At 65.5% G+C, this 18876-nt stretch carries 16 protein-coding genes and 1 tRNA gene; 5 read left to right on the plus strand and 12 right to left on the minus strand.

The window, feature by feature from the left end; genetic code table 11:
- Nucleotides 1-87: 87 nt before the first annotated feature.
- The gene (locus CAG41_RS03295) at nucleotides 88-987 is read right to left on the minus strand and encodes a LysR family transcriptional regulator (RefSeq protein ID WP_085586319.1); all 900 of its coding nucleotides are present in this window, start codon (nucleotides 985-987) and stop codon (nucleotides 88-90) included.
- Between the two features lie 169 nt (nucleotides 988-1156).
- On the opposite strand from CAG41_RS03295, the gene CAG41_RS03300 reads away from it, so the two are divergent.
- Together CAG41_RS03300 and CAG41_RS03305 are read left to right on the plus strand one after the other, a co-directional pair.
- Nucleotides 1157-2434, plus strand: coding sequence for an aspartate aminotransferase family protein (locus CAG41_RS03300; protein ID WP_085693856.1), 1278 nt, complete (start codon nucleotides 1157-1159; stop codon nucleotides 2432-2434).
- A gap of 184 nt (nucleotides 2435-2618) precedes the next feature.
- The gene (locus CAG41_RS03305) at nucleotides 2619-2777 is read left to right on the plus strand and encodes a YqaE/Pmp3 family membrane protein (RefSeq protein WP_065259115.1); all 159 of its coding nucleotides are present in this window, start codon (nucleotides 2619-2621) and stop codon (nucleotides 2775-2777) included.
- A gap of 48 nt (nucleotides 2778-2825) precedes the next feature.
- On the opposite strand, the gene CAG41_RS03310 is transcribed toward CAG41_RS03305, so the two are convergent.
- From CAG41_RS03310 to CAG41_RS03355, 10 genes are all read right to left on the minus strand, one after another.
- Entirely contained in the window at nucleotides 2826-4634 is a 1809-nt protein-coding gene (locus CAG41_RS03310; RefSeq protein WP_085706701.1) for a S9 family peptidase, read from the minus strand.
- Complete coding sequence (gene pqqE / locus CAG41_RS03315) at nucleotides 4600-5772, minus strand: pyrroloquinoline quinone biosynthesis protein PqqE (RefSeq protein ID WP_085586313.1); 1173 nt, start codon at nucleotides 5770-5772, stop codon at nucleotides 4600-4602. The genes CAG41_RS03310 and pqqE overlap by 35 nt, the downstream gene beginning before the upstream one ends.
- Complete coding sequence (pqqD, locus tag CAG41_RS03320; RefSeq protein WP_085655808.1) at nucleotides 5744-6019, minus strand: pyrroloquinoline quinone biosynthesis peptide chaperone PqqD; 276 nt, start codon at nucleotides 6017-6019, stop codon at nucleotides 5744-5746. Before pqqD ends, pqqE begins: the two co-directional genes overlap by 29 nt.
- The gene (pqqC, locus tag CAG41_RS03325) at nucleotides 6016-6768 is read right to left on the minus strand and encodes a pyrroloquinoline-quinone synthase PqqC (protein ID WP_085693859.1); all 753 of its coding nucleotides are present in this window, start codon (nucleotides 6766-6768) and stop codon (nucleotides 6016-6018) included. Before pqqC ends, pqqD begins: the two co-directional genes overlap by 4 nt.
- 134 nt (nucleotides 6769-6902) lie before the next feature.
- The gene (gene pqqB / locus CAG41_RS03330; protein WP_085586306.1) at nucleotides 6903-7814 is read right to left on the minus strand and encodes a pyrroloquinoline quinone biosynthesis protein PqqB; all 912 of its coding nucleotides are present in this window, start codon (nucleotides 7812-7814) and stop codon (nucleotides 6903-6905) included.
- A gap of 84 nt (nucleotides 7815-7898) precedes the next feature.
- Nucleotides 7899-7973 carry a pyrroloquinoline quinone precursor peptide PqqA gene (gene pqqA, locus CAG41_RS03335; RefSeq protein ID WP_003422658.1) on the minus strand — a complete coding sequence of 25 codons (75 nt, stop codon included), beginning with the start codon at nucleotides 7971-7973 and terminating at the stop codon, nucleotides 7899-7901.
- A 164-nt stretch (nucleotides 7974-8137) separates the two neighbouring features.
- Nucleotides 8138-10564 (minus strand): pyrroloquinoline quinone biosynthesis protein PqqF, encoded by a 2427-nt coding sequence (gene pqqF / locus CAG41_RS03340; RefSeq protein WP_085706702.1) that lies wholly within the window; start codon nucleotides 10562-10564, stop codon nucleotides 8138-8140.
- A 48-nt stretch (nucleotides 10565-10612) separates the two neighbouring features.
- Entirely contained in the window at nucleotides 10613-11407 is a 795-nt protein-coding gene (locus CAG41_RS03345) for a carbon-nitrogen hydrolase family protein (protein ID WP_085706703.1), read from the minus strand.
- Nucleotides 11408-11419: 12 nt separating this feature from the next.
- Nucleotides 11420-13102, minus strand: a complete 1683-nt coding sequence (locus tag CAG41_RS03350; RefSeq protein WP_085586300.1) for an NAD(P)/FAD-dependent oxidoreductase — start codon at nucleotides 13100-13102, stop codon at nucleotides 11420-11422.
- 221 nt (nucleotides 13103-13323) lie between these two features.
- On the minus strand, nucleotides 13324-13785 hold the full coding sequence (locus CAG41_RS03355; RefSeq protein WP_046029956.1) for an Lrp/AsnC family transcriptional regulator: 462 nt from the start codon (nucleotides 13783-13785) through the stop codon (nucleotides 13324-13326).
- Between the two features lie 182 nt (nucleotides 13786-13967).
- Between CAG41_RS03355 and CAG41_RS03360 the strand changes: the two genes are divergently transcribed.
- From CAG41_RS03360 to prfH, 3 genes are all read left to right on the plus strand, one after another.
- Entirely contained in the window at nucleotides 13968-16325 is a 2358-nt protein-coding gene (locus tag CAG41_RS03360; protein ID WP_085706704.1) for a glucose/quinate/shikimate family membrane-bound PQQ-dependent dehydrogenase, read from the plus strand.
- Between the two features lie 516 nt (nucleotides 16326-16841).
- Nucleotides 16842-17978, plus strand: a complete 1137-nt coding sequence (locus tag CAG41_RS03365; protein ID WP_085586296.1) for an RNA ligase RtcB family protein — start codon at nucleotides 16842-16844, stop codon at nucleotides 17976-17978.
- Nucleotides 17978-18598, plus strand: a complete 621-nt coding sequence (gene prfH / locus CAG41_RS03370; RefSeq protein ID WP_085706712.1) for a peptide chain release factor H — start codon at nucleotides 17978-17980, stop codon at nucleotides 18596-18598. Before CAG41_RS03365 ends, prfH begins: the two co-directional genes overlap by 1 nt.
- Nucleotides 18599-18784: 186 nt before the next feature.
- On the opposite strand, the gene CAG41_RS03375 is transcribed toward prfH, so the two are convergent.
- Nucleotides 18785-18861: transfer RNA gene (locus tag CAG41_RS03375), tRNA-Ile, on the minus strand.
- Between the last annotated feature and the right edge of the window lie 15 nt (nucleotides 18862-18876).

Below are 18876 nucleotides of genomic sequence, written 5' to 3' on the forward strand. Positions count from 1 at the left end.
GGAAACAGTCTGCAAAGCCCCGCTTCGGCGGGGTTTTCTTATGCCCGCAGAAAAGTTTCCACCCCTCGCCTCAAGGCCTTTCGCGGACTACAGCGGATCGGCCTCACGCTGCATCACCTCTTCCAGCAAGGTTCGCAGCAAGCTCATCGAAGCCTGCTGGCGTTGCACGTCGCGACACACCAGCCCCACCGTCAGCGGCACCCGCGGTTCGCTGAGCGGCTTCCACAGCAGGCCCTGATCGTCGTACTCCTGCTGCGAACGGCCGGGCAGCACCGTCGCCAGCCGCGTGTGGTGCAGGCTGTCGAGAATCCCCACCATGTTGTTCAGTTCCGCCTGCACGTGCGGGCGTCGCCCGAGCCGGGTCAGTTGCGCCTGCCAGATCTGGCGGATCTGGAACTCTTCCCCCAGCAGCAACATCGGCAGTTCGGCGGCCTGGCTCATCGAGACTTTCTTGAATTCCCGCAACGGGTGATCCGCCGGGATGACCAGCGTGAGTTCATCTTCGTACAGCTTCACGCCATGCAACCCGGGCTGGCGCGGCGGCAAGTAGCTGATGCCGATGTCCAGCGAGCCGTTGAGCAGGCGCCGTTCGATCTCCAGCCCCGTCAGCTCATAGATCTGCACCACCAGATGGGGCTGGGCCTTGCGCACCCGTTCGAGCATCTGCGGCACCAGGCTGGTGTGCACGGTCTGCAGCACGCCGATGGCCAGGGTGCGCAGAGCCTGGCCCTTGAAGTTGCCCAGGGCTTCCCGGGCCCGCTGCAGGCCGTCGAGCAACGGCAGGGCGTGGTTGTACAGGGTGTGGGCGGCGAGGGTGGGCAGCAGGCGTTTGCTGCTGCGCTCGAACAGGGTGACGTCGAGGTGCTGTTCAAGCTGGCGGATCTGCTGGGACAGGGCCGGCTGGGAGATCGACAGCCGCTCGGCCGCCCGCCCGACATGACCTTCCTCGTAGACCGCGACGAAATAGCGCAGTTGTTTGAAATCCATAAGCGTTACTTATCGAAAATGCTGGTAAATCGAAATGGCCCGACGCCGGGAACCGGCCTAGTCTAACCGCATTCACAGGGCTTGCAGGGCCGGAAAGGGCAATGACCAGCGTTTGTTTCAACCGAGTTTGCATAGGCAGTTCAAAAAACCTCAAACGAGGTTTTTTCCAATGACGCTGTTCGGATTGCGGCGTCCGGCGCCGAGCCTCGATGACCTGGCTTTCGAAGCCGGGCAAACCGATGCCGGCGACGGCGTGGAGCGCCTGATGTCCGGCGTCGAGCGCCCGCAGCAGGTATTCGTGCGCGGCCAAGGCTCGTGGCTGTGGGACAGCAACGACCGCGCGTACCTGGACTTTTCTCAGGCCGGCGGCGCCAACAGCCTCGGCCACAGCCCTTCGGCCCTGGTCAAGGCCATCGCCGGCCAGGCCCAGGCCTTGATCAACCCCGGCTTCAACCTGCTCAACCGCGGCATGCTCAGCCTCGCCGAGCGCCTGTGCGCCGGCACCGCCAGCGATCAGGCCTACCTGCTCAACAGCGGCAGCGAAGCCTGCGAGGCGGCGATCAAGCTGGCGCGCAAATGGGGGCAGCGGCACCGCGGCGGCGCCTCGCGGATCATCGTGGCCCGCCAGGGTTGCCACGGCCGCAGCCTGGCGACGATCTCGGCCTCGGACAGCGCCAACCTGACCAACCGTTTCGCGCCGCTGCTGCCGGGTTTCGACCAAGTGCCGTTCAACGACCTGCCGGCCTTGCATGCGGCGGTGGACGCGCAGACCGTGGCGATCATGCTTGAGCCGATCCAGAGCGATGCCGGGGTGATCCCGGCCAGCGAGCATTACCTCAAGGGCGTCGAGCGCCTGTGCCGCGAACTGGGCATCCTGCTGATCCTCGATGAGGTGCAGACCGGCATCGGCCGCTGCGGCACGTTGCTCGCGGAGCAAACCTTCGGCGTGCGCGCCGACATCGTCGTGCTCGGCAAGGGGCTCGGCGGCGGTGTGCCGCTGGCGGCGCTGCTGGCGCGGGGCACCGCGTGCTGCTTCGACGCCGGCGAGCTGGGCGGCACCCATCACGGCAATGCGCTGATGACCGCCGCCGGCCTGGTGGTGCTCGACAGCGTGCAGGACCGCGCCTTTCTTCAGCACGTGAACGACAACGGCCAGCATCTGCGAGAAGGCCTGGCCCGGTTGGCCCATCGATACGGGCACGGCGAATTGCGCGGTCAGGGCCTGTTCTGGGGGCTGAGCCTGTCGGACGACTCGGCGGATGCTGTGGTCAAAGCCGCGCTGCATGAAGGCCTGCTGCTCAACGCGCCGCAACCGGACTGCCTGCGCTTCACCCCGGCGTTGACGGTCAGCCAGGCCAACATCGACGAGATGCTGGTTCGCCTGGCGCGGGCCTTCTCCCGGGTGCGCACCGCGCAGGTGCAATGCCGCAAAGGGATTGCCGTCTGAGCTGACGTTTCCCACCCGAATTCAAGAACCGTCTCGCGGTATAACGCACGCCTCACGCCTGATTCTTTTCGCGTGGGGCGTTTTTTTGTGCCGTGAGCGGCGATTGCACTGAACCCCTGACCCGGCGTGCAGGTCGATTGGCTTGTACGGCTTGAGCCGACCCCATCCCGAACAGGAGCTGCCCATGGACTTCATCCGCATCATCATCGCCATCATCCTGCCGCCGCTGGGGGTGTTCCTTCAGGTCGGATTCGGCGGCGCGTTCTGGCTGAACATTCTGCTGACGTTGTGCGGGTACATTCCGGGGATCGTGCATGCGGTGTACATCATCGCCAAGCGTTGAGCGCTACGGCGTCTGACTGACCCCATCGCGAGCCTGCCCGCGATGGGGTCAGTCCATCGAATCCATCACCCGCCGATAGAACGCCCACTCCTGCTCCAGCGCATGGGCCTGGTTCGCGGCGCGGCGGAAGCCGTGGCGCTCATCGGCGTAATAGTGCGCCTCGACCGGAATGCCGTTGCGCTCAAGCGCCGCCACCATGTCGCGGGTCTGCTGCGGCACCACGACCGCATCCAGTTCGCCCTGAAAGAAAATCACCGGCACACCGATGTTGCCCGCATGCAGCAGGGGCGTGCGGGCGGCGTAGCGTTCGGCGTCCCGCTGCGGATCGCCGATCAGCCAGTCCAGGTAATCGCCCTCGAACTTGTGGGTCGCCCGGCCCAGCGCCAGCGGATCGCTGACTCCGTACAGGCTGGCGCCGGCGCGGAACACCCGGTGGAACGCCAGGGCGCACAAGGTGGTGTAGCCGCCGGCGCTGCCGCCTCGGATAAAGGCGCGTTCGCCGTCGATCATGCCGCGTCCGGACAGATGCGCCACCACCGCGCAGGCATCCTCGACGTCCACCTCGCCCCAGTTCAGGTGCAGGGCCTGCCGATATTCACGGCCGTAACCGCTGCTGCCCCGGTAGTTGAGGTCGGCGACGGCGAAGCCGCGTTGCGCCCAGTACTGGATGCGCGGATCGAGAATCGGGTAGCAGGCTGACGTCGGGCCGCCGTGGATGAACACCACCAACGGCGGCCGTGCGTCGCCGTTGGTGGCCGGATAGAAGAAACCGTGGGCCTCCCCGCCGCCGCTGGGGTAGCGCAGGGTCTGCGGTCGGCTGATGCGTTCGGCGGGCAGCGGCGCAGCGCCGCCGGCCAGTACCGTTACCTCGTGCGAGGTTCGGTCGATGGCGATGACCGCCGACGGGCTCACGGGGGAGGCGGCGATGGCGTAGATGAAACGCTCATCCAGCGCGAGATGACGGAAGCGGCTGTAAGCGCCGGTGAAGTCTTCGCCGGCGAGTGCCAAACGACCGAAGCCGCCTTCGCTCCAACTGGCCAGAAACGTCTCGCCCTGCGGCAGCCACGTGCAGCCGCCCATCTGCCAGGGCGCCGGGGCGTGGTCGGCCTCGGCGCTGGCCAATGGCTGCAGGCCGTCTGCGGACTCGACCCATGGCTGCCAATGCCCGCCACGGTCGGTCAGGCACCCCAGCCGTCCGTCAGCATCGAAGCGCGGTTGCTGGACCGACTCTTCTGGCCCGTCCCCGGCGAGGCATCGTGCCGCGCCAACTCCCTGCGCCGTGCGTTCGGCCACCATCAACCGGGTCGACGTCCACGGCTGATGCGGCCGGCTCCATTCGATCCAGGCCAGACGCCGGCCGTCGGGGCTCACGACCGGAGCGGCGTAGAAGTCCGCGCCTTCGGCCAGCACCTTTCGGTGGCCGTCAGCCAGTTCGACGGACACCAAGCGGTGCCGGTCGCGCTGTTCTTCGACCGCCAGCACCTGGCCACCGTAGAAACCCAGGTCGCCATAGCGGCACTCGCCGGAGGTCAGCGCCTCGGGCGCCCCTTCCGGCGTTTGGCGGTAAAGCTGCTGATCCGCCTCGTTGACGAACACCACCCCGTCATCCGTCAGGCAGAACGCCCCGCCGCCGTATTCGTACACGCGGCTGCGCACGCTGAACCCGGGCGGGGTCAGGCATCGGGCCTGCCCGTCCCGCCAGTGCCAGATCCGGCATGCGGCGTCTTGGGGACGGTATTCGTTCCAGAACAGGCCAAGGGCGCCCAGTTGCAGTTCGGCGAAATCCACCCCGGCGGTGACGGCGGCGGTGGCGCTGAACGGTTCAGCCCTTGGCGATGAGGCGCGAGTTTCGTTCATTGCGAAAGGCCAGTTGATCGATGGTCTGGGTGGCGTGCTCGGCCTCTTCGCGGGCGGCCAGGATCACGCCGTGGTGTTCGGACTTGCTGCACACCGGGTCGGCGTTGCTCGCATCGCCGGTGAGCATGAAGGCCTGGCAGCGGCAGCCGCCGAAGTCCTGTTCCTTCTCGTCGCAGGAGCGGCACGGCTCGGGCATCCAGTCGTAGCCGCGAAAGCGGTTGAAGCCGAACGAGTCGTACCAGATGTGCTGCATGCTGTGGTCGCGCACGTTGGGGAACTGCACCGGCAACTGCCGGGCGCCGTGGCAGGGCAGGGCCGTGCCGTCCGGCGTGACTGTCAGGAACAGGCTGCCCCAGCCGTTCATGCAGGCCTTGGGGCGTTCTTCGTAGTAGTCCGGGGTGACGAAGATCAGCTTGCACGGATGCCCTTCGGCCTCCAGTTTGGCGCGGTACTCGTTGGTGATGCGCTCGGCGCGCACCAGTTGCTCGCGGGTCGGCAGCAGGCCGACGCGGTTGAGCTGCGCCCAGCCGTAGAACTGGCAGGTGGCGAGCTCGACGAAATCCGCCTCCAGCGCCAGGCACAGCTCGATGATGCGGTCGATCTTGTCGATGTTGTGCCGGTGGGTGACGAAGTTGAGCACCATCGGATAGCCATGGGCCTTGACCGCCCGGGCCATCTCCAGCTTCTGGGCGAAGGCCTTCTTCGAGCCGGCCAGCAGGTTGTTCACCTGCTCGTCGCTGGCCTGGAAGCTGATCTGGATGTGGTCGAGGCCGGCTTTCTTGAAGTCACTGATCTTCTGCTCGGTGAGGCCGATGCCCGAGGTGATCAGGTTGGTGTAGAAGCCCAGCTTGCGCGCCTCGCCGATCAGTTCGGCGAGGTCCTGGCGCACCAGCGGTTCGCCCCCGGAAAAGCCCAGTTGCGCCGCGCCCATCTCCCGCGCCTCGCGGAACACCTTGAGCCACTGTTCGGTGCTCAGTTCCTGGCCCTGCTGCGCGAAGTCCAGCGGGTTGGAGCAGTACGGGCATTGCAGCGGGCAGCGGTAGGTCAGCTCGGCGAGCAGCCACAGCGGCAGGCCGACCTCGGGTTTGGGCGGCACCTGCACCGACGGTTCAGGCAAGGGTGATCCAGTGCTCTGCACGGGCGACCTCCATGAATTGCTCGATGTCGTCACCGAGCTCCGGCACGCCGGGGAACTGCAGCGCGAGGGTGGCGATGATCGCGGCGACATCCCGCTCGCCATCGATCAGGCCGCCGATCAGCGCGGCACTGTCGTTGAGCTTGATCATGCCCTCGGGGTACAGCAGCACGTGGCCTTTCTGCGCCGGTTCGTACTGGAAACGGTAGCCGGGACGCCAGTGCGGGGTCAGGCTGCGGTCGAAGCTCATAGGGTGATTCCTTTATGCCAGACCCGTTCTCCGGTCACGCTGTGATACGGCGGGCGGTTCAGTTCGTAGGCCATGCTCATGGCGTCGAGCATGCTCCAAAGGATGTCCAGTTTGAACTGGAGAATCTCCAGCATGCGCTCCTGGCCCTCGCGGGTCTTGTAGTGCTCCAGGGTGATCGCCAGGCCGTGCTCCACGTCCCGGCGCGCCTGGCCCAGGCGGGTGCGGAAGTATTCGTAGCCGGCCGGGTCGATCCACGGGTAATGCTGGGGCCAGCTGTCGAGGCGCGACTGGTGGATCTGCGGCGCGAACAGCTCGGTCAGCGAGCTGCTGGCGGCTTCCTGCCAACTGGCGCGGCGGGCGAAGTTGACGTAGGCGTCGACCGCGAAGCGCACGCCGGGCAGCACCAGTTCCTGGGAACGCAGTTGATCCGGGTCGAGGCCGACCGCCTGGCCCAGGCGCAGCCAGGCCTCGATGCCGCCGTCTTCGCCGGGCGCGCCGTCGTGGTCGAGCAGGCGCTGGATCCACTCGCGGCGGATTTCGCGGTCCGGACAGTTGGCCAGGATCGCCGCGTCCTTCAGGGGAATGTTCACCTGATAGTAGAAGCGGTTGGCGACCCAGCCCTGGATCTGCTCACGGGTGGCCCGGCCTTCATACATCGCCACGTGGTACGGGTGATGGATGTGGTAGTAGGCGCCCTTGGCGCGCAGCGCCGCCTCGAATTCGGCGGGGGACATCGGGGTGTCGCTCATGTCGGTTCTCCGGGAACAACCGTTGGATTCTTGGGTGCCGGTCAGGACGCCTTCGCCGGTCAGCCAGCTGCCACAGGTTTTGTGTGTATCACGGAACCTTGTGGGAGCTGGCTGGCCAGCGATGATGCCATCAACTAGAGCACCAGGCTCATGCCGTCATAGGCCACTTCGACCTCACGCCGCGCCAGCTCCGCCCGCTCCGGCGAATCCTCGTCGAGGATCGGGTTGGTGTTGTTGATGTGGATGAGCACCTTGCGCTGCTTAGGCAATTGCTCCAGCACTTCGAGCATGCCGCCGGGGCCGTTCTGGGCCAGGTGGCCCATCTCGCGGCCGGTGCGGGTGCCGACGCCGCGGCGCTGCATCTCATCGTCGTCCCACAGCGTGCCGTCCACCAGCACGCAGTCGCTGCCGGCCATGATCGCCAGCAGCGGCGCATCGACCTTGCCCAGCCCCGGAGCGTAGAACAGCTTGCCGCCGGTGTTCAGGTCTTCAACGATCAGGCCGATATTGTCGCCCGGGTGCGGGTCGAAGCGGTGCGGCGAATACGGCGGCGCGGCGCTGCGCAGGGGCAGCGGGGTGAAGCGCAGGTTCGGGCAGGCGGCGATGGTGAAGCTCTGGTCGAGCTCGATGCGGTTCCAGTCCAGGCCGCCGTTCCAGTGCTTGAGCATGTTGAACAGCGGGAAACCGGTGCTCAGGTCTTCGTGGACCATGTCCGTGCACCAGACCTGATGCGGGCAACCTTCGCGCAGGCTGAGCAGGCCGGTGGTGTGGTCGATCTGGCTGTCCATCAGGATGATCGCGCCGATGCCGGTGTCGCGCAGGGCCCGGCCCGGCTGCATCGGGGCGAAGCCCTGGAGCTGGGCGCGGATGTCCGGCGAGGCGTTGCACAGCACCCAGTTCACGCCGTCATCGGAGATCGCGATGGACGATTGGGTGCGGGCCCGGGCGTTCAGGCTGCCGTCGCGAAAGCCGGCGCAGTTGACGCAGTTGCAGTTCCACTGCGGAAAACCGCCGCCGGCGGCCGAACCCAGAATCTGGACAAACATGAGCGCTCCATCATTTCAACGCGGATAACAAAACGCCCCGGCGGGCCGAGGCGTTGCACTGCTGTGTTCTGCCTGGGGCAGGACTCAGCGGCTGGCGAAGTACATGGTGACTTCGAAGCCGATGCGCAGGTCGGTGTAGGCCGGTTTGGTCCAGGACATAAGGTGACTCCTCAATGGTTTCGGGTGGTTGAGACAGCGCTATCCATAGGTATAGTCCACGGCAGCGCGATGACGTTCAAAATAGTTAGGCGGCTATGTTACTCAAAATTTCAGAGGCTTTGCCCGTGAATCTGCGAGAAAGCTCATTGCAGCTCAGGTAATGATCATTTTGCCGTTCGCCACGGCGCACCCGGCGAAGGGCTGTCGGCCAGGCAGCGCCAGCCGCCTTCGGCGCTGATCAGGCGCTGCGCGGCGTCGGTCAGGGCCACACGGTTCGTCTCGCCGATGGCGCAGGCCAACTGCGCCAGATAATCCGACGGATGGCCGGCCAGCCTGGCCTGCCACAGCAGTTCGGCGGCGTCCTTCAGGGCGAGGCCGTTGACGTCGAACTGATCGGCCAGCGCCTGGCGCTGTTGCCGGAACGCTTGATCGTCAAGGCTTTCGGTAAGCGCCGCAAGCGCGTCCATGAACTGCCGGATGTGTTCGAGCAACCCGGCAGGCGCAACGCTCGGCGACTGCACGCCGAACAGCAGCCCGGTCTGGCCGTGCACCGAGCGGATCCCGCTGAACACCGCATAACCCAATTGCAGCTCGACCCGCAGGCGTTGGTAGAACGGCGTCTGGCCAATGTGGGCCAGCAGGCGCCAGGCTGCTTCGTCGTCGAGTCCGTGGCGGGCGGCCGGGCAGAACAGCAGCAGCGCATGCTCGCGGGACGCGGTATCGATGTGAGTCCAGAGCCGTTCGCCGTTGATCGCCGGCTGCGGCGGCAATTGATTGTCCGCGGTGCCCGGAATGCGGCTCAGGGCCAGGCCCATGGCCGACTGGGTCCTGGCGTTGAGGCCGAGGGCCAGACCGTCCCAGCGCGCCGTTGTCCACAGGTGCGCGGCGTCGTCAGCGCTGCCGACGGATTCCAGGCCTTGCTCCGGCAACGCCTTGAGCAACTGGCGGATCGGCATCAATGGCCTCTCCGGTTCGGCCGGCGGGGCATCGCCGTCCGTTTGCGTCAGCGTTTGCAGCGCAGATTCGAGGACCGCCGGCATCGGCTCCTGCAGGCCGGTGAGTTTCAGCAGCCATTGATTCCCCGTTGTCGCGAAGGTCAGCTCGACCCCGGCCTGACGCGCGTCCTCGCCCACGTCTTGCAGAGCCCGTTGCAGCCTCGCCGGCAGCCCTTCGGCCGGGGCCGATGCGAGCACCCAGCGCACAAACACCGCGCCTTCTTCGCCGGTATCCGGCAAGGCCTGGCTGAACTGCATCGCCGAGCGTTCCCGGCGGCTGCGCGAGCGATCCTGGGCAAAGGTGCGCAGGCCGCGGTGGGCGCTGGTCTGGCCGCGGATCAGGTTGGCGTTGGCCAGCGGCGGCGCTTCACGCAAGAACGGATTGGCGGCGGGCAGATGCCAACGGTCGCTGAAGTTATCCACAACGCCGAGCTGGCGCAGGAGTTGTCCGAGCGCAGCGGCGCCGGCATCGGACAGGCTGCTTTCCGATTGCTCGCTGTCCGCCTGCGCCGATTGCAGCGCGCCGCTGACCTGTTGCCGGCGTTGCAGCAGCGTCGCGTATTCCTGGCGCAATGCCGGCCAGTCCCGCTGCGCGGCAAAGAAGCTCAACCAGTCGTGCAGCGTTTCGACGAGGGCTTCTGCACCCGTGGCGGGAGTGCTGAACTGCACATGCAGCAAGGCTTGCCCGCCGAAGCGGTACAGCGGCTCGGCCTTCAGGGCTTGCGCCAATCCCTGATGGCGCAGGTGGGCGAGCAGCCCGCCGGGTTTGGCGCTGTTCAGCCAATGGCAGAGGAACGCCATCGCTTCGGCGGATCCGTCCGGCAGATCCTCAAGAGCGAACAACTGGTGAAGCACTCCTTCACCGACCTGTTGATAACTTTTCGCCGAGCCAGCCACCAAGGGTACGGGAGGCGTTTGCGCAACCTTATCCCCAACCGGCAGCGCCGCGTCGAACTGCCGGGCCAGGGCCAGCAGCGCGTCGAGGCTCTGCGGGCCGACCAGGCTCAGGGTCATCTGGCCGGTGCGATAGAACCGCTGATGGAAGGCCTTCAGCGCCTGCTGAAATTTCGCCTGGGGCACCGGCAGGCTGTCCCGATTGCCGGCATGGAAGCCGCGCAGCGGATGGTCGGCCGCCAGACCTGCATACAGCGCCTGTTGCTGCTGGGCTGCCGCATCCTGCGACCAGGCGACGAATTCCGCGTGCAGCACTTCCCGTTCGCGCAACTGATCGTCCGGATTCATGCGGGGATGGGCGAGCATGTCCGACAGACGCTCAAGCCCTTCGCTGAAGGACGCAGTCGGTAGCTCAATGAAAAAGTCCGTGGTGCGTTCGCGGGTGCTGGCGTTCACCTGGCCGCCGTGGCGCTGCACGTAGGCCATCAACCCCTGCTGCGCGGGAAAGCGCTCGGTGCCGAGAAACAGCAGATGCTCCAGGAAATGCGCCATGCCCGGCCATGCCAACGGCACGTCATGGCTGCCGGCGGCCACCCGCAGCACGGCGGCGCTGCGCGTCAGGCCGGGCACGTGGCGCAGGGTCACGCGCAAGCCGCTGGCCAGGGTTTCGGTGTGGGGGCGGGAATGAGTCGGCGCAGGCATGGGCACTTCCAGAACGGTGAGGTGCCCATGCTAGCGGATTACGCAGGGTCAGCGTTTGTTCAGTGCGTCGTACAGCTCGGGGCGACGGTCGGTGAAGTAGCGGTTGGCGGCGCGGGAATCGGCCATCAGGCGCCGGTCCAGTTCGCCGACGATCAAGGCTTCGTCCAGGCCGGCCTGGGCGATGCGGCTGCCGTCCGGCGCGGCGATGCTGCTCTGGCCGCAGTAATGGATGTCGCCTTCGTGGCCGCAGTAATTGGCGTAGGCCACGTAGCACTGGTTTTCGAAGGCGCGGGCACGGACGGTGACGTCGGCGATGAAGTCGTACGGCACCATGTTCGCCGTCGGCACCAGGATCAGCTCGGCGCCTTGCAGGGCCAGGCGCCGGGCGTTCTCCGGGAACTCCACGTCGTAGCAGATCAGGAAACCGAGCTTCCAGCCGTTGAGCTCGACGATGGGAAACTCATCTTCGCCGGGGCTGAACATCGACCGGTCGAGATCGCCGAACAGGTGCGTCTTGCGGTAGTTGCACAGGCGTTCGCCCTGGGCGTCGATCAACTGCACGGCGTTGTAGATCTGCCCGTCGGCGGTGCGCTCCGGATAGCCGTAGAGGATCGCCAGGCCGGCGGCCTTGGCGATCCGTCCGATCTGTTGCGCCCATTCGCCGTTGTAGACCTCGGCCAGCGTGCCGACCGCTTCCTGGCCGATGTTGTAGCCGGTCATGAACATCTCCGGCAGCACCAGCAGGTCGGCGCCCTTGGCCTCCATCGCCACTCGCTGGAGGCGCTGCAGGCTCGCGGCCGGTTCCAGGGGCAGCGGCGGACATTGGTAAAGGGCTACACGCATCGGGGGTTCCTCTTACTCAGGCAGGGCGACAGGGCCGATGTCTTTGAACACATCACCCGGGCCCGGGTTCTCTTTATGTGTGGCGCCGCCGAAGTGTTTCATGATTCCCCACACCGCGTTGAGCGAAGTCTGCACCGCGCCTTCGACCCACGCCGGGGTCCACGACACGTCGTCGCCTGCGATGAAGATCCCGCGCTGCTCGGCCGGCATCTCGTCCTGCATGAAGTGCGCGTACATGCGCTGGTTGTAGCGGTAGTGGCCGGGCAGGGCGCCTTTGAAGGCACCGAGGAAGTGCGGGTCGGCTTCCCACGACACGGTGATCGGATCGCCGATGATGCGCGAGGCGATGTCGACCTTCGGGTAGATCTTCTTCAATGCATCCAGCGCCAGTTTCACGCGCTTTTCCACCGGGTGCGGGAGCATCTTCAGCGCATCGCTCATCCACGAGTACGACAGGCAGATCACGCCCGGCTTGTCGTCGCCGTTGTCGAACAGGTACGTGCCGCGGGTGAGGCGGTCGGTGAGGGTCATGCTCATCAGGTCGCGGCCGGTTTCCGGATCCTTGTCCTTCCAGAACGGCCGGTCGACCATCACGAAGGTTTTCGACGACTGCATGTAGCGGGTGCGGTCGAGGGCCATCCACATCTTTTGCGAGAACAGGGTCTCTTCGCACTCGATCTGGGTGGTCAGCAGCCAGCTCTGGCAGGTGGTCAGCACGGCGGCGTATTCCCGGGTGTCGCCGTTGTTGTCGGTGACGGCGAAACGGCCGCCCGGCGCGTGGGCGATCTTCTTCACGCCCGAACGCGGCGCGCCGCGGTGCAGCGACTTCAGGCTGGTGCCTTGCGGCCAGTGCACGCAGCGCTCCGGCACGTGCCGCCAGATGCCCTGAGGCACCTGTTCGACGCCGCCGACCACCAGGTGCTGGTGATCGTCGCAGTTGGTCATCACCACGCGGAAGATTTCCAGCATCGAGTTGGGGAAGTCCGAGTCCCAGCCGCCGGTGCCGAAACCGACCTGGCCGAACACTTCGCGGTGGTGGAACGACAGTTTGGCGAAGGCCTTGGACGTGGCGACGAAGTCATAGAAGGTGCGGTCGTCCCACAGCGGCACGAGGGTGTTCCACAGCTCTTTGAGGCGCGGCACGTCGCGGTCGCGGATCGCCTGCTGGATCTCGCCGAAGCGCGCGCCGTCTTCCAGGGCGTCTGCCCAGGCGTCGGCCACTTCCTGGAACAGTGCAGGAAGATCCGCCAGTTTCTGTGCGTAATGGGTTTTGCCTTCCAGGTCGATCACGGTGCTGCCGGAGGCCGGCGTCAGCGGGTTGGGGAAGGGCTTGGTTTCCAGGCCGAGCTTGTCGACATAGTGGTAGAACGCGGTGGACGACACCGGGAAACGCATCCCGCCCAGTTCCGCGACGATGCCGTCGGTGCCGTTGAACGCCTGGGAGCGCAGGCGGCCGCCCAGCTTCGAGGCCTCGTAGACCACGGGCTTGAGGCCCAACTTCATCAGCTCGTAGGCGGCCACAAGCCCGGCGATGCCGGCGCCGACGATCGCCACTTCCGCGCCGTGGTGCTGCTCAGGAATGCTGCCCAGGCCGGCTGGGTGTTCGATCCAGTCGTCGAAGGCGAATGGGAAGTCCGGGCCGAAGATGGTGACCGGCTTTTTACCGTCTGCAGGATGGCGATTGTTCTTGTTCATGGCTGACCTTGCTGGCGACCCGACGCCGGATGCGCGTCTGAGTATAGGAAAAGATGCCGGCCATTCTAGGGAGCGCAGAACACGTTAATAAGACGCAAAGTGTCGTCGTTATGCTGATTCATCAGTCGATATGACGAAGCTGGTGTGCATAGTGAGCAAAACAGGAGCGAGCCTGCTCGCGATGAGGCCCGACCGCACGACCGAAATGCCGAACCCGACGGTCAAACCGGCTGCCCCCGGTCGATCTTGCTGCTCAGGATGATCGACGTGGTCGTCTTCTCCACCCCGTCCACGCTGCCGATCTGGTCGAGCAACTGATCCAGTTGCTCCGGCGAGTCGGTGCGCAGCCACGCCACATAATCAAATTCGCCACTCACCGCACACAGCTGTTGCACCTGCGCCATGGCGCTGAGCCGGCGCAGCACCTCTTTGCCGGAGCGCGGCTGCACGGTGATGCCCACGTACGCCTGCAATCCGCCGTCCACCACCCGCTGGCCCAGGCGCACGCCATAACCGGTGATGACCTTGGCCTTTTCCAGCCGCGCCAGCCGCGACGTCACGGTGGTGCGGGCGATGCCCAATTGCCGCGCAAGCATCGCCACGCTTTCGCGGGCGTTGATTTGCAGGGCGGCGATCAGCTGGCGGTCGATTTCGTCGAGCACGGGCGGGCGGATGTCAGGCAAAGGGCGTCTCCAGGGGCGCGGACGGATGGGCTGCATGTTACAGATTCAGGCGCGAGAACGCTTACGGCCGATAATCGAACGGTTTTTTGGACTGTCTGGTTCATTTCTATTGCGACAAATTGCCATAAGTAACCGTCCGGTACATTATTCCGCCCTTGTCACAAATGGGAACAACGTCCGACATGAACGATTCTGGGGCTGCCGCCGGCAGCAAATGGCTGCTGCGCGGTCTGGGTGTGTTGATTGCCTTGATCGGGCTCGGTCTGGCCGGCGGCGGTGGCTGGCTCGTCGCCTTGGGCGGCAGCGGGTACTTTCTGCTGATGGGCCTGGCGATGCTGGTGTCCGGGGCAATGATCGCCCGTGGCCAACGGCAAGGGGCATGGCTGTACGGCGTCGCGTTGATCCTCACCGTGATCTGGGCACTGTGGGACGCTGGCCTGGAATACTGGCCGCTGGTTTCCCGGGTGCTGACCTTCGCCGTGATCGGCTTCGTTGTGGCGCTGGTCTACCCGACGCTGGCGCGGGTCTCCGGTGCCAAGGCAGGGCGGGGCGCCCACGGGCTGGCGGGCGTGCTGGGCGTCGGCATCGTCGCGGCCCTGGCCTACATGTTTGTGCCGACCCACGTGGTCGAAGCCTCCAGCGTGCCGGCCGTCACCCCAGTCACGCCGGGCACGGAGCAGAAGGACTGGGCCCATTGGGGCAACACCACCGCCGGCAACCGCTTTGCCGCGCTGGACCAGATCAACAAGGCCAACGTCGACAAGCTCCAGGTGGCCTGGACCTTCCACACCGGCGACATCCCGCAGAGCACCGGTGCCGGCGCCGAAGACCAGAACACGCCGCTGCAGATCGGCGACACGGTCTACGCCTGCACCGCCTACGGCAAGGTCTTCGCCCTCGATGCCGACACCGGCACCCAGCGCTGGAAGTTCGACCCTCAGGGCAGCGCACCGAACTGGCAGCGATGCCGGGGATTGGGTTACTTCGAAGCGCCTTCAGACGGGTCGGCCGCTGCCCCGGCAGCCTGTGCGAAACGTCTGTTCCTGCCGACCGGCGATGCGCGCCTGATTGCGATCAACGCCGAAACCGGCGAGCCCTGCGCCGACTTCGGCGACAAAGGCACCGTCGACCTGAAAACCGACATGGGCGACGTCAAACCGGGTTACTACCAGCAGACCTCGACCCCGCTGGTGGCCGGCGACGTGGTGATCATCGGCGGCCGCGTGGCCGACAACTACTCCACGGGCGAGCCGCCGGGCGTCATCCGCGCCTACGATGTGCGCAGCGGCGAGCTGGTGTGGGCCTGGGATCCGGGCAACCCGAACATCACCAAACGCCCGCCGCCCGGTGAGACCTACACCCGCGGCACGCCGAACGTGTGGTCGGCCATGTCCTACGACGCCAAACTCGGACTGGTCTACCTGCCGACCGGCAACGCCACACCAGACTTCTTCGGCGGCCAGCGCACCGAGTTCGACGACAAGTGGAGTTCCTCCATCGTCGCCCTCGACGTGAAGACCGGTCAGGTGCGCTGGCACTTCCAGACCACCCATCACGACCTGTGGGACTTCGACCTGCCGGCCCAGCCGCTGCTGTACGACCTGCCGGACGATCGGGGCGGCACGCAGCCGGCGCTGGCGCAGGTGACCAAGCAGGGCGAGATTTTCTTGCTCAACCGCGAGACCGGCAAACCGATCGCCCGCGTCGAGGAACGCAAGGTGCCGCAAGGCAACGTGCCCGGCGAACGCTACTCGCCGACCCAGCCGTTCTCGGTGGAGATGCCCTCCATCGGCAACCAGACCCTGACCGAATCAGACATGTGGGGCGCCACGCCGTTCGATCAACTGATGTGCCGCATCCAGTTCAAGGGCATGCGCCACGAAGGCGTCTACACCCCGCCGGGCATGGATCGCGCCCTGCAGTTCCCCGGCTCCCTCGGGGGCATGAACTGGGGCAGCGTGTCGGTGGATCCGAACTCCCATTACCTGTTCGTCAACGACATGCGCCTGGGCCTGGCCAACTACATGATCCCGCGCAACCGGATCGCCGCCGGCGCCAGCGGCATCGAGATGGGCGTGGTGCCGCAGGAAGGCACCCCGTTCGGCGCGATGCGCGAGCGCTTCCTGTCGGCGGCGGGCATTCCGTGCCAGAAGCCGCCGTTCGGCACGATGTCCGCCATCGACCTGAAGACCCGCAAACTGGTCTGGCAAGTGCCGGTCGGCACCGTGCAGGACACAGGCCCCTTGGGCATCCGCATGCACCTGCCGATCCCGATCGGCATGCCGACCCTGGGCGCCTCGCTCGCCACCCAGTCCGGCCTGCTGTTCTTCGCCGGCACCCAGGACTTCTACCTGCGCGCCTTCGACACCGGCACCGGCGACGAAATCTGGAAATCCCGCCTGCCGGTGGGCAGCCAGTCGGGGCCGATGACCTACGTGTCGCCCAAGACCGGAAGGCAGTACATCCTGCTGACGGCGGGCGGGGCCCGGCAGTCGACGGATCGGGGGGATTATGTGATTGCGTATGCGTTGCCGCGGTGAGGGCTGAGACGCAGACATGAAAAAGCCGCGCATTCGCGCGGCTTTTTGGTGTCTGGTGGGCCCACACGGACTCGAACCGTGGACCAAAGGATTATGAGTTGCCTGGAGACGCTGCAAACCCAGTGAAACCGTGCGTAGCTTAGCGTAGGCATAGTTAGCTGGAAGTAACGTGGTTACTGGTGTTTAACGCAATTTGGCAAAATGGGTGGAAGCTGGGCACTGTACCGCCAGTGTATTGTTTTTTGTACCGCGGAGCGGTCAGGTTTTTCGGCCATGACGTTGTTCTCCTGGTAAAAATGTGATCAAGGTTGTTGCAAGGTGGCAATTACACCACCTAAGATGCCCGCCTTCTCTCACCCGACAGCAAAGGAGGTACATCATGCAACAGTTGATCACCCTTTGCAGGTCGCGCCTGGCTTGATCGCATTCGCCGCTACTCGTTAGCGGTACCGCAACGCCCGGCCTCTGGCCTGCCAATCCGAACATCTTTTTGTTTCAACCCATCAGGATTGGACTATGGGCACTTGCATTCGCAATTTGTCCGACGGCGCCGTATTGGTCGCCGCGGACGACACCTGGATCGAAGGAAAAGCGATCCAACAACTCGAAACCACCGCTCGCCTAGGGGGCATGCATCGGGTGGCCGGCATGCCGGACCTGCATCCGGGGCGTGGCTATCCGGTCGGCGCGGCATTCTTTTCCGTGGGGCGTTTGTACCCGGCGCTGGTCGGCAATGACATCGGCTGTGGCATGGCGCTGTGGCGCACGGACATCCCGACCGCCAAGCTGCATCTGGACAAACTGGAGAAACGCCTCGGCAACCTCGACCTGCCGCTCGACGAGACGTGGCAGGAGGCCGTCGCCAGCTTCGGTTTGCCTGCCACGGGGCACGAGCGTTCTCTAGGCACCATTGGTGGTGGTAACCACTTCGCCGAGCTGCAGCAACTCGATGAAAACTACGACGATGCGGCCCTGGCAGCCTTGGGCATCGAGCACAAACACCTGCTGTTGCTGGTGCACAGCGGCTCGCGTGGTTTGGGCGAGGCGATCTTGCGTGAGCAGGTCGACCTGTTCGGTCATCACGGACTGGAGGCGGGCAGCGAGGCCAGTACTCATTACCTGGGCCGGCACGATGGCGCGCTGCGTTTTGCCGAAGCCAACCGTCAATTGATTGCCCGGCGCATGCTCGACCGCTTGCGTGCCGATGGCGATGTACTGCTCGACATCCACCACAACCTGGTGTCGCCAGCGCAGGTCGACGGGCTCGATGGTTGGCTGCATCGCAAAGGCGCCACACCGTCGGATCAGGGGGCGGTGGTGATCCCTGGTTCGCGCGGCGACTACAGCTACTTGGTACAGCCGATCGCCGACGAGCGCAGCCTGTTGTCCCTGGCCCATGGCGCCGGACGCAAATGGATGCGCAGCGAGTGCAAGGATCGCCTCGCCTCGCGCTACAGCGTCGAGCAACTGAGTCGTACGGCACTAGGCAGCCGCGTGATCTGCGCCGACCGGGCGCTGATCTACGAGGAAGCGCCGGAGGCCTACAAGGCTATCGACTCGGTGGTGGGTGCCTTGCGTGAAGCGGGGTTGGTTCGCGTGCTGGCACGACTGAAACCGGTGCTCACCTACAAGACGCGCGGAGGGTGCTGCTGATGATCCTACTGCAACTCTCGGCGGCTCAGGGGCCGGAAGAATGTGCCCTGGCAGTGGCCAAGGCATTGCTCAGGCTGCAGACCGAAGCGGATGCCCAGGCCGTGGCGGTACGGATACTCGAAGAAGAGCCGGGGTCGCGGCGCGGTACCTTGCGCTCGGTATTGCTGGCATTGGATGGCGAGCAGGCCGAGCGCCTGGCGGATCACTGGACGGGCTCGCTGCAATGGACGTGCAGCAGTCCGTACCGGCCGGGGCATGCGCGCAAGAACTGGTTCTTTGGGGGCGCACGGTTTGCGCCACCGGCACCGGAATTGGCGAGCGAGATCCACTTCGAGACCTTGCGTTCGTCCGGGCCGGGTGGTCAGCATGTCAACACCACCGACTCGGCAGTGCGCGCCACGCACCTGGCCAGCGGCGTCAGCGTCAAGGTACAGAGCGAGCGTAGCCAGCACGCCAACAAGCGCTTGGCGCTGCTGCTCATCGGTCAACGCTTGGCGCAACAGGCGGAGCAGGTCGACAGCGAACTGCGCGCGGAGCGGCGGTTGTTCCATCACCGCATCGAGCGTGGCAATCCACGTCGGGTGTTTCGTGGCGATCGCTTCGAGCCGGCTGACAAGTAGATTGTGTGCGAATAGTCGTCGAGCAAAAGTCAGGCCGGGCGGCGTAGGCGATGTAGGCCCCACAAAAACGGATGAGGAAAGGCCCCGGCTCGCACTCGGGTTTACGAGTTGCAAATGAGTATTCCGTATCTGAGGCGATCCCGCCAAAAACGCAAAAGCCGCGCATTCGCGCGGCTTTTTGGTGTCTGGTGGGCCCACACGGACTCGAACCGTGGACCAAAGGATTATGAGTCCTCTGCTCTAACCGACTGAGCTATAGGCCCTCAGTAGGCGGCGGA

This window comes from Pseudomonas sp. B35(2017), assembly GCF_002113645.1.
GTDB lineage: Bacteria > Pseudomonadota > Gammaproteobacteria > Pseudomonadales > Pseudomonadaceae > Aquipseudomonas > Aquipseudomonas ekonensis.

Bases quoted from the DNA above. Each gene is read 5' to 3' on its own strand.
- CAG41_RS03295 (WP_085586319.1), bottom strand. From the start codon at position 987: ATGGATTTCAAACAACTGCGCTATTTCGTCGCGGTCTACGAGGAAGGT.
- CAG41_RS03300 (WP_085693856.1), top strand. From the start codon at position 1,157: ATGACGCTGTTCGGATTGCGGCGTCCGGCGCCGAGCCTCGATGACCTG.
- CAG41_RS03305 (WP_065259115.1), top strand. From the start codon at position 2,619: ATGGACTTCATCCGCATCATCATCGCCATCATCCTGCCGCCGCTGGGG.
- CAG41_RS03310 (WP_085706701.1), bottom strand. From the start codon at position 4,634: ATGAACGAAACTCGCGCCTCATCGCCAAGGGCTGAACCGTTCAGCGCC.
- pqqD (WP_085655808.1), bottom strand. From the start codon at position 6,019: ATGAGCTTCGACCGCAGCCTGACCCCGCACTGGCGTCCCGGCTACCGT.
- pqqC (WP_085693859.1), bottom strand. From the start codon at position 6,768: ATGAGCGACACCCCGATGTCCCCCGCCGAATTCGAGGCGGCGCTGCGC.
- pqqB (WP_085586306.1), bottom strand. From the start codon at position 7,814: ATGTTTGTCCAGATTCTGGGTTCGGCCGCCGGCGGCGGTTTTCCGCAG.
- pqqF (WP_085706702.1), bottom strand. From the start codon at position 10,564: ATGCCTGCGCCGACTCATTCCCGCCCCCACACCGAAACCCTGGCCAGC.
- CAG41_RS03345 (WP_085706703.1), bottom strand. From the start codon at position 11,407: ATGCGTGTAGCCCTTTACCAATGTCCGCCGCTGCCCCTGGAACCGGCC.
- CAG41_RS03350 (WP_085586300.1), bottom strand. From the start codon at position 13,102: ATGAACAAGAACAATCGCCATCCTGCAGACGGTAAAAAGCCGGTCACC.
- CAG41_RS03360 (WP_085706704.1), top strand. From the start codon at position 13,968: ATGAACGATTCTGGGGCTGCCGCCGGCAGCAAATGGCTGCTGCGCGGT.
- CAG41_RS03365 (WP_085586296.1), top strand. From the start codon at position 16,842: ATGGGCACTTGCATTCGCAATTTGTCCGACGGCGCCGTATTGGTCGCC.
- prfH (WP_085706712.1), top strand. From the start codon at position 17,978: ATGATCCTACTGCAACTCTCGGCGGCTCAGGGGCCGGAAGAATGTGCC.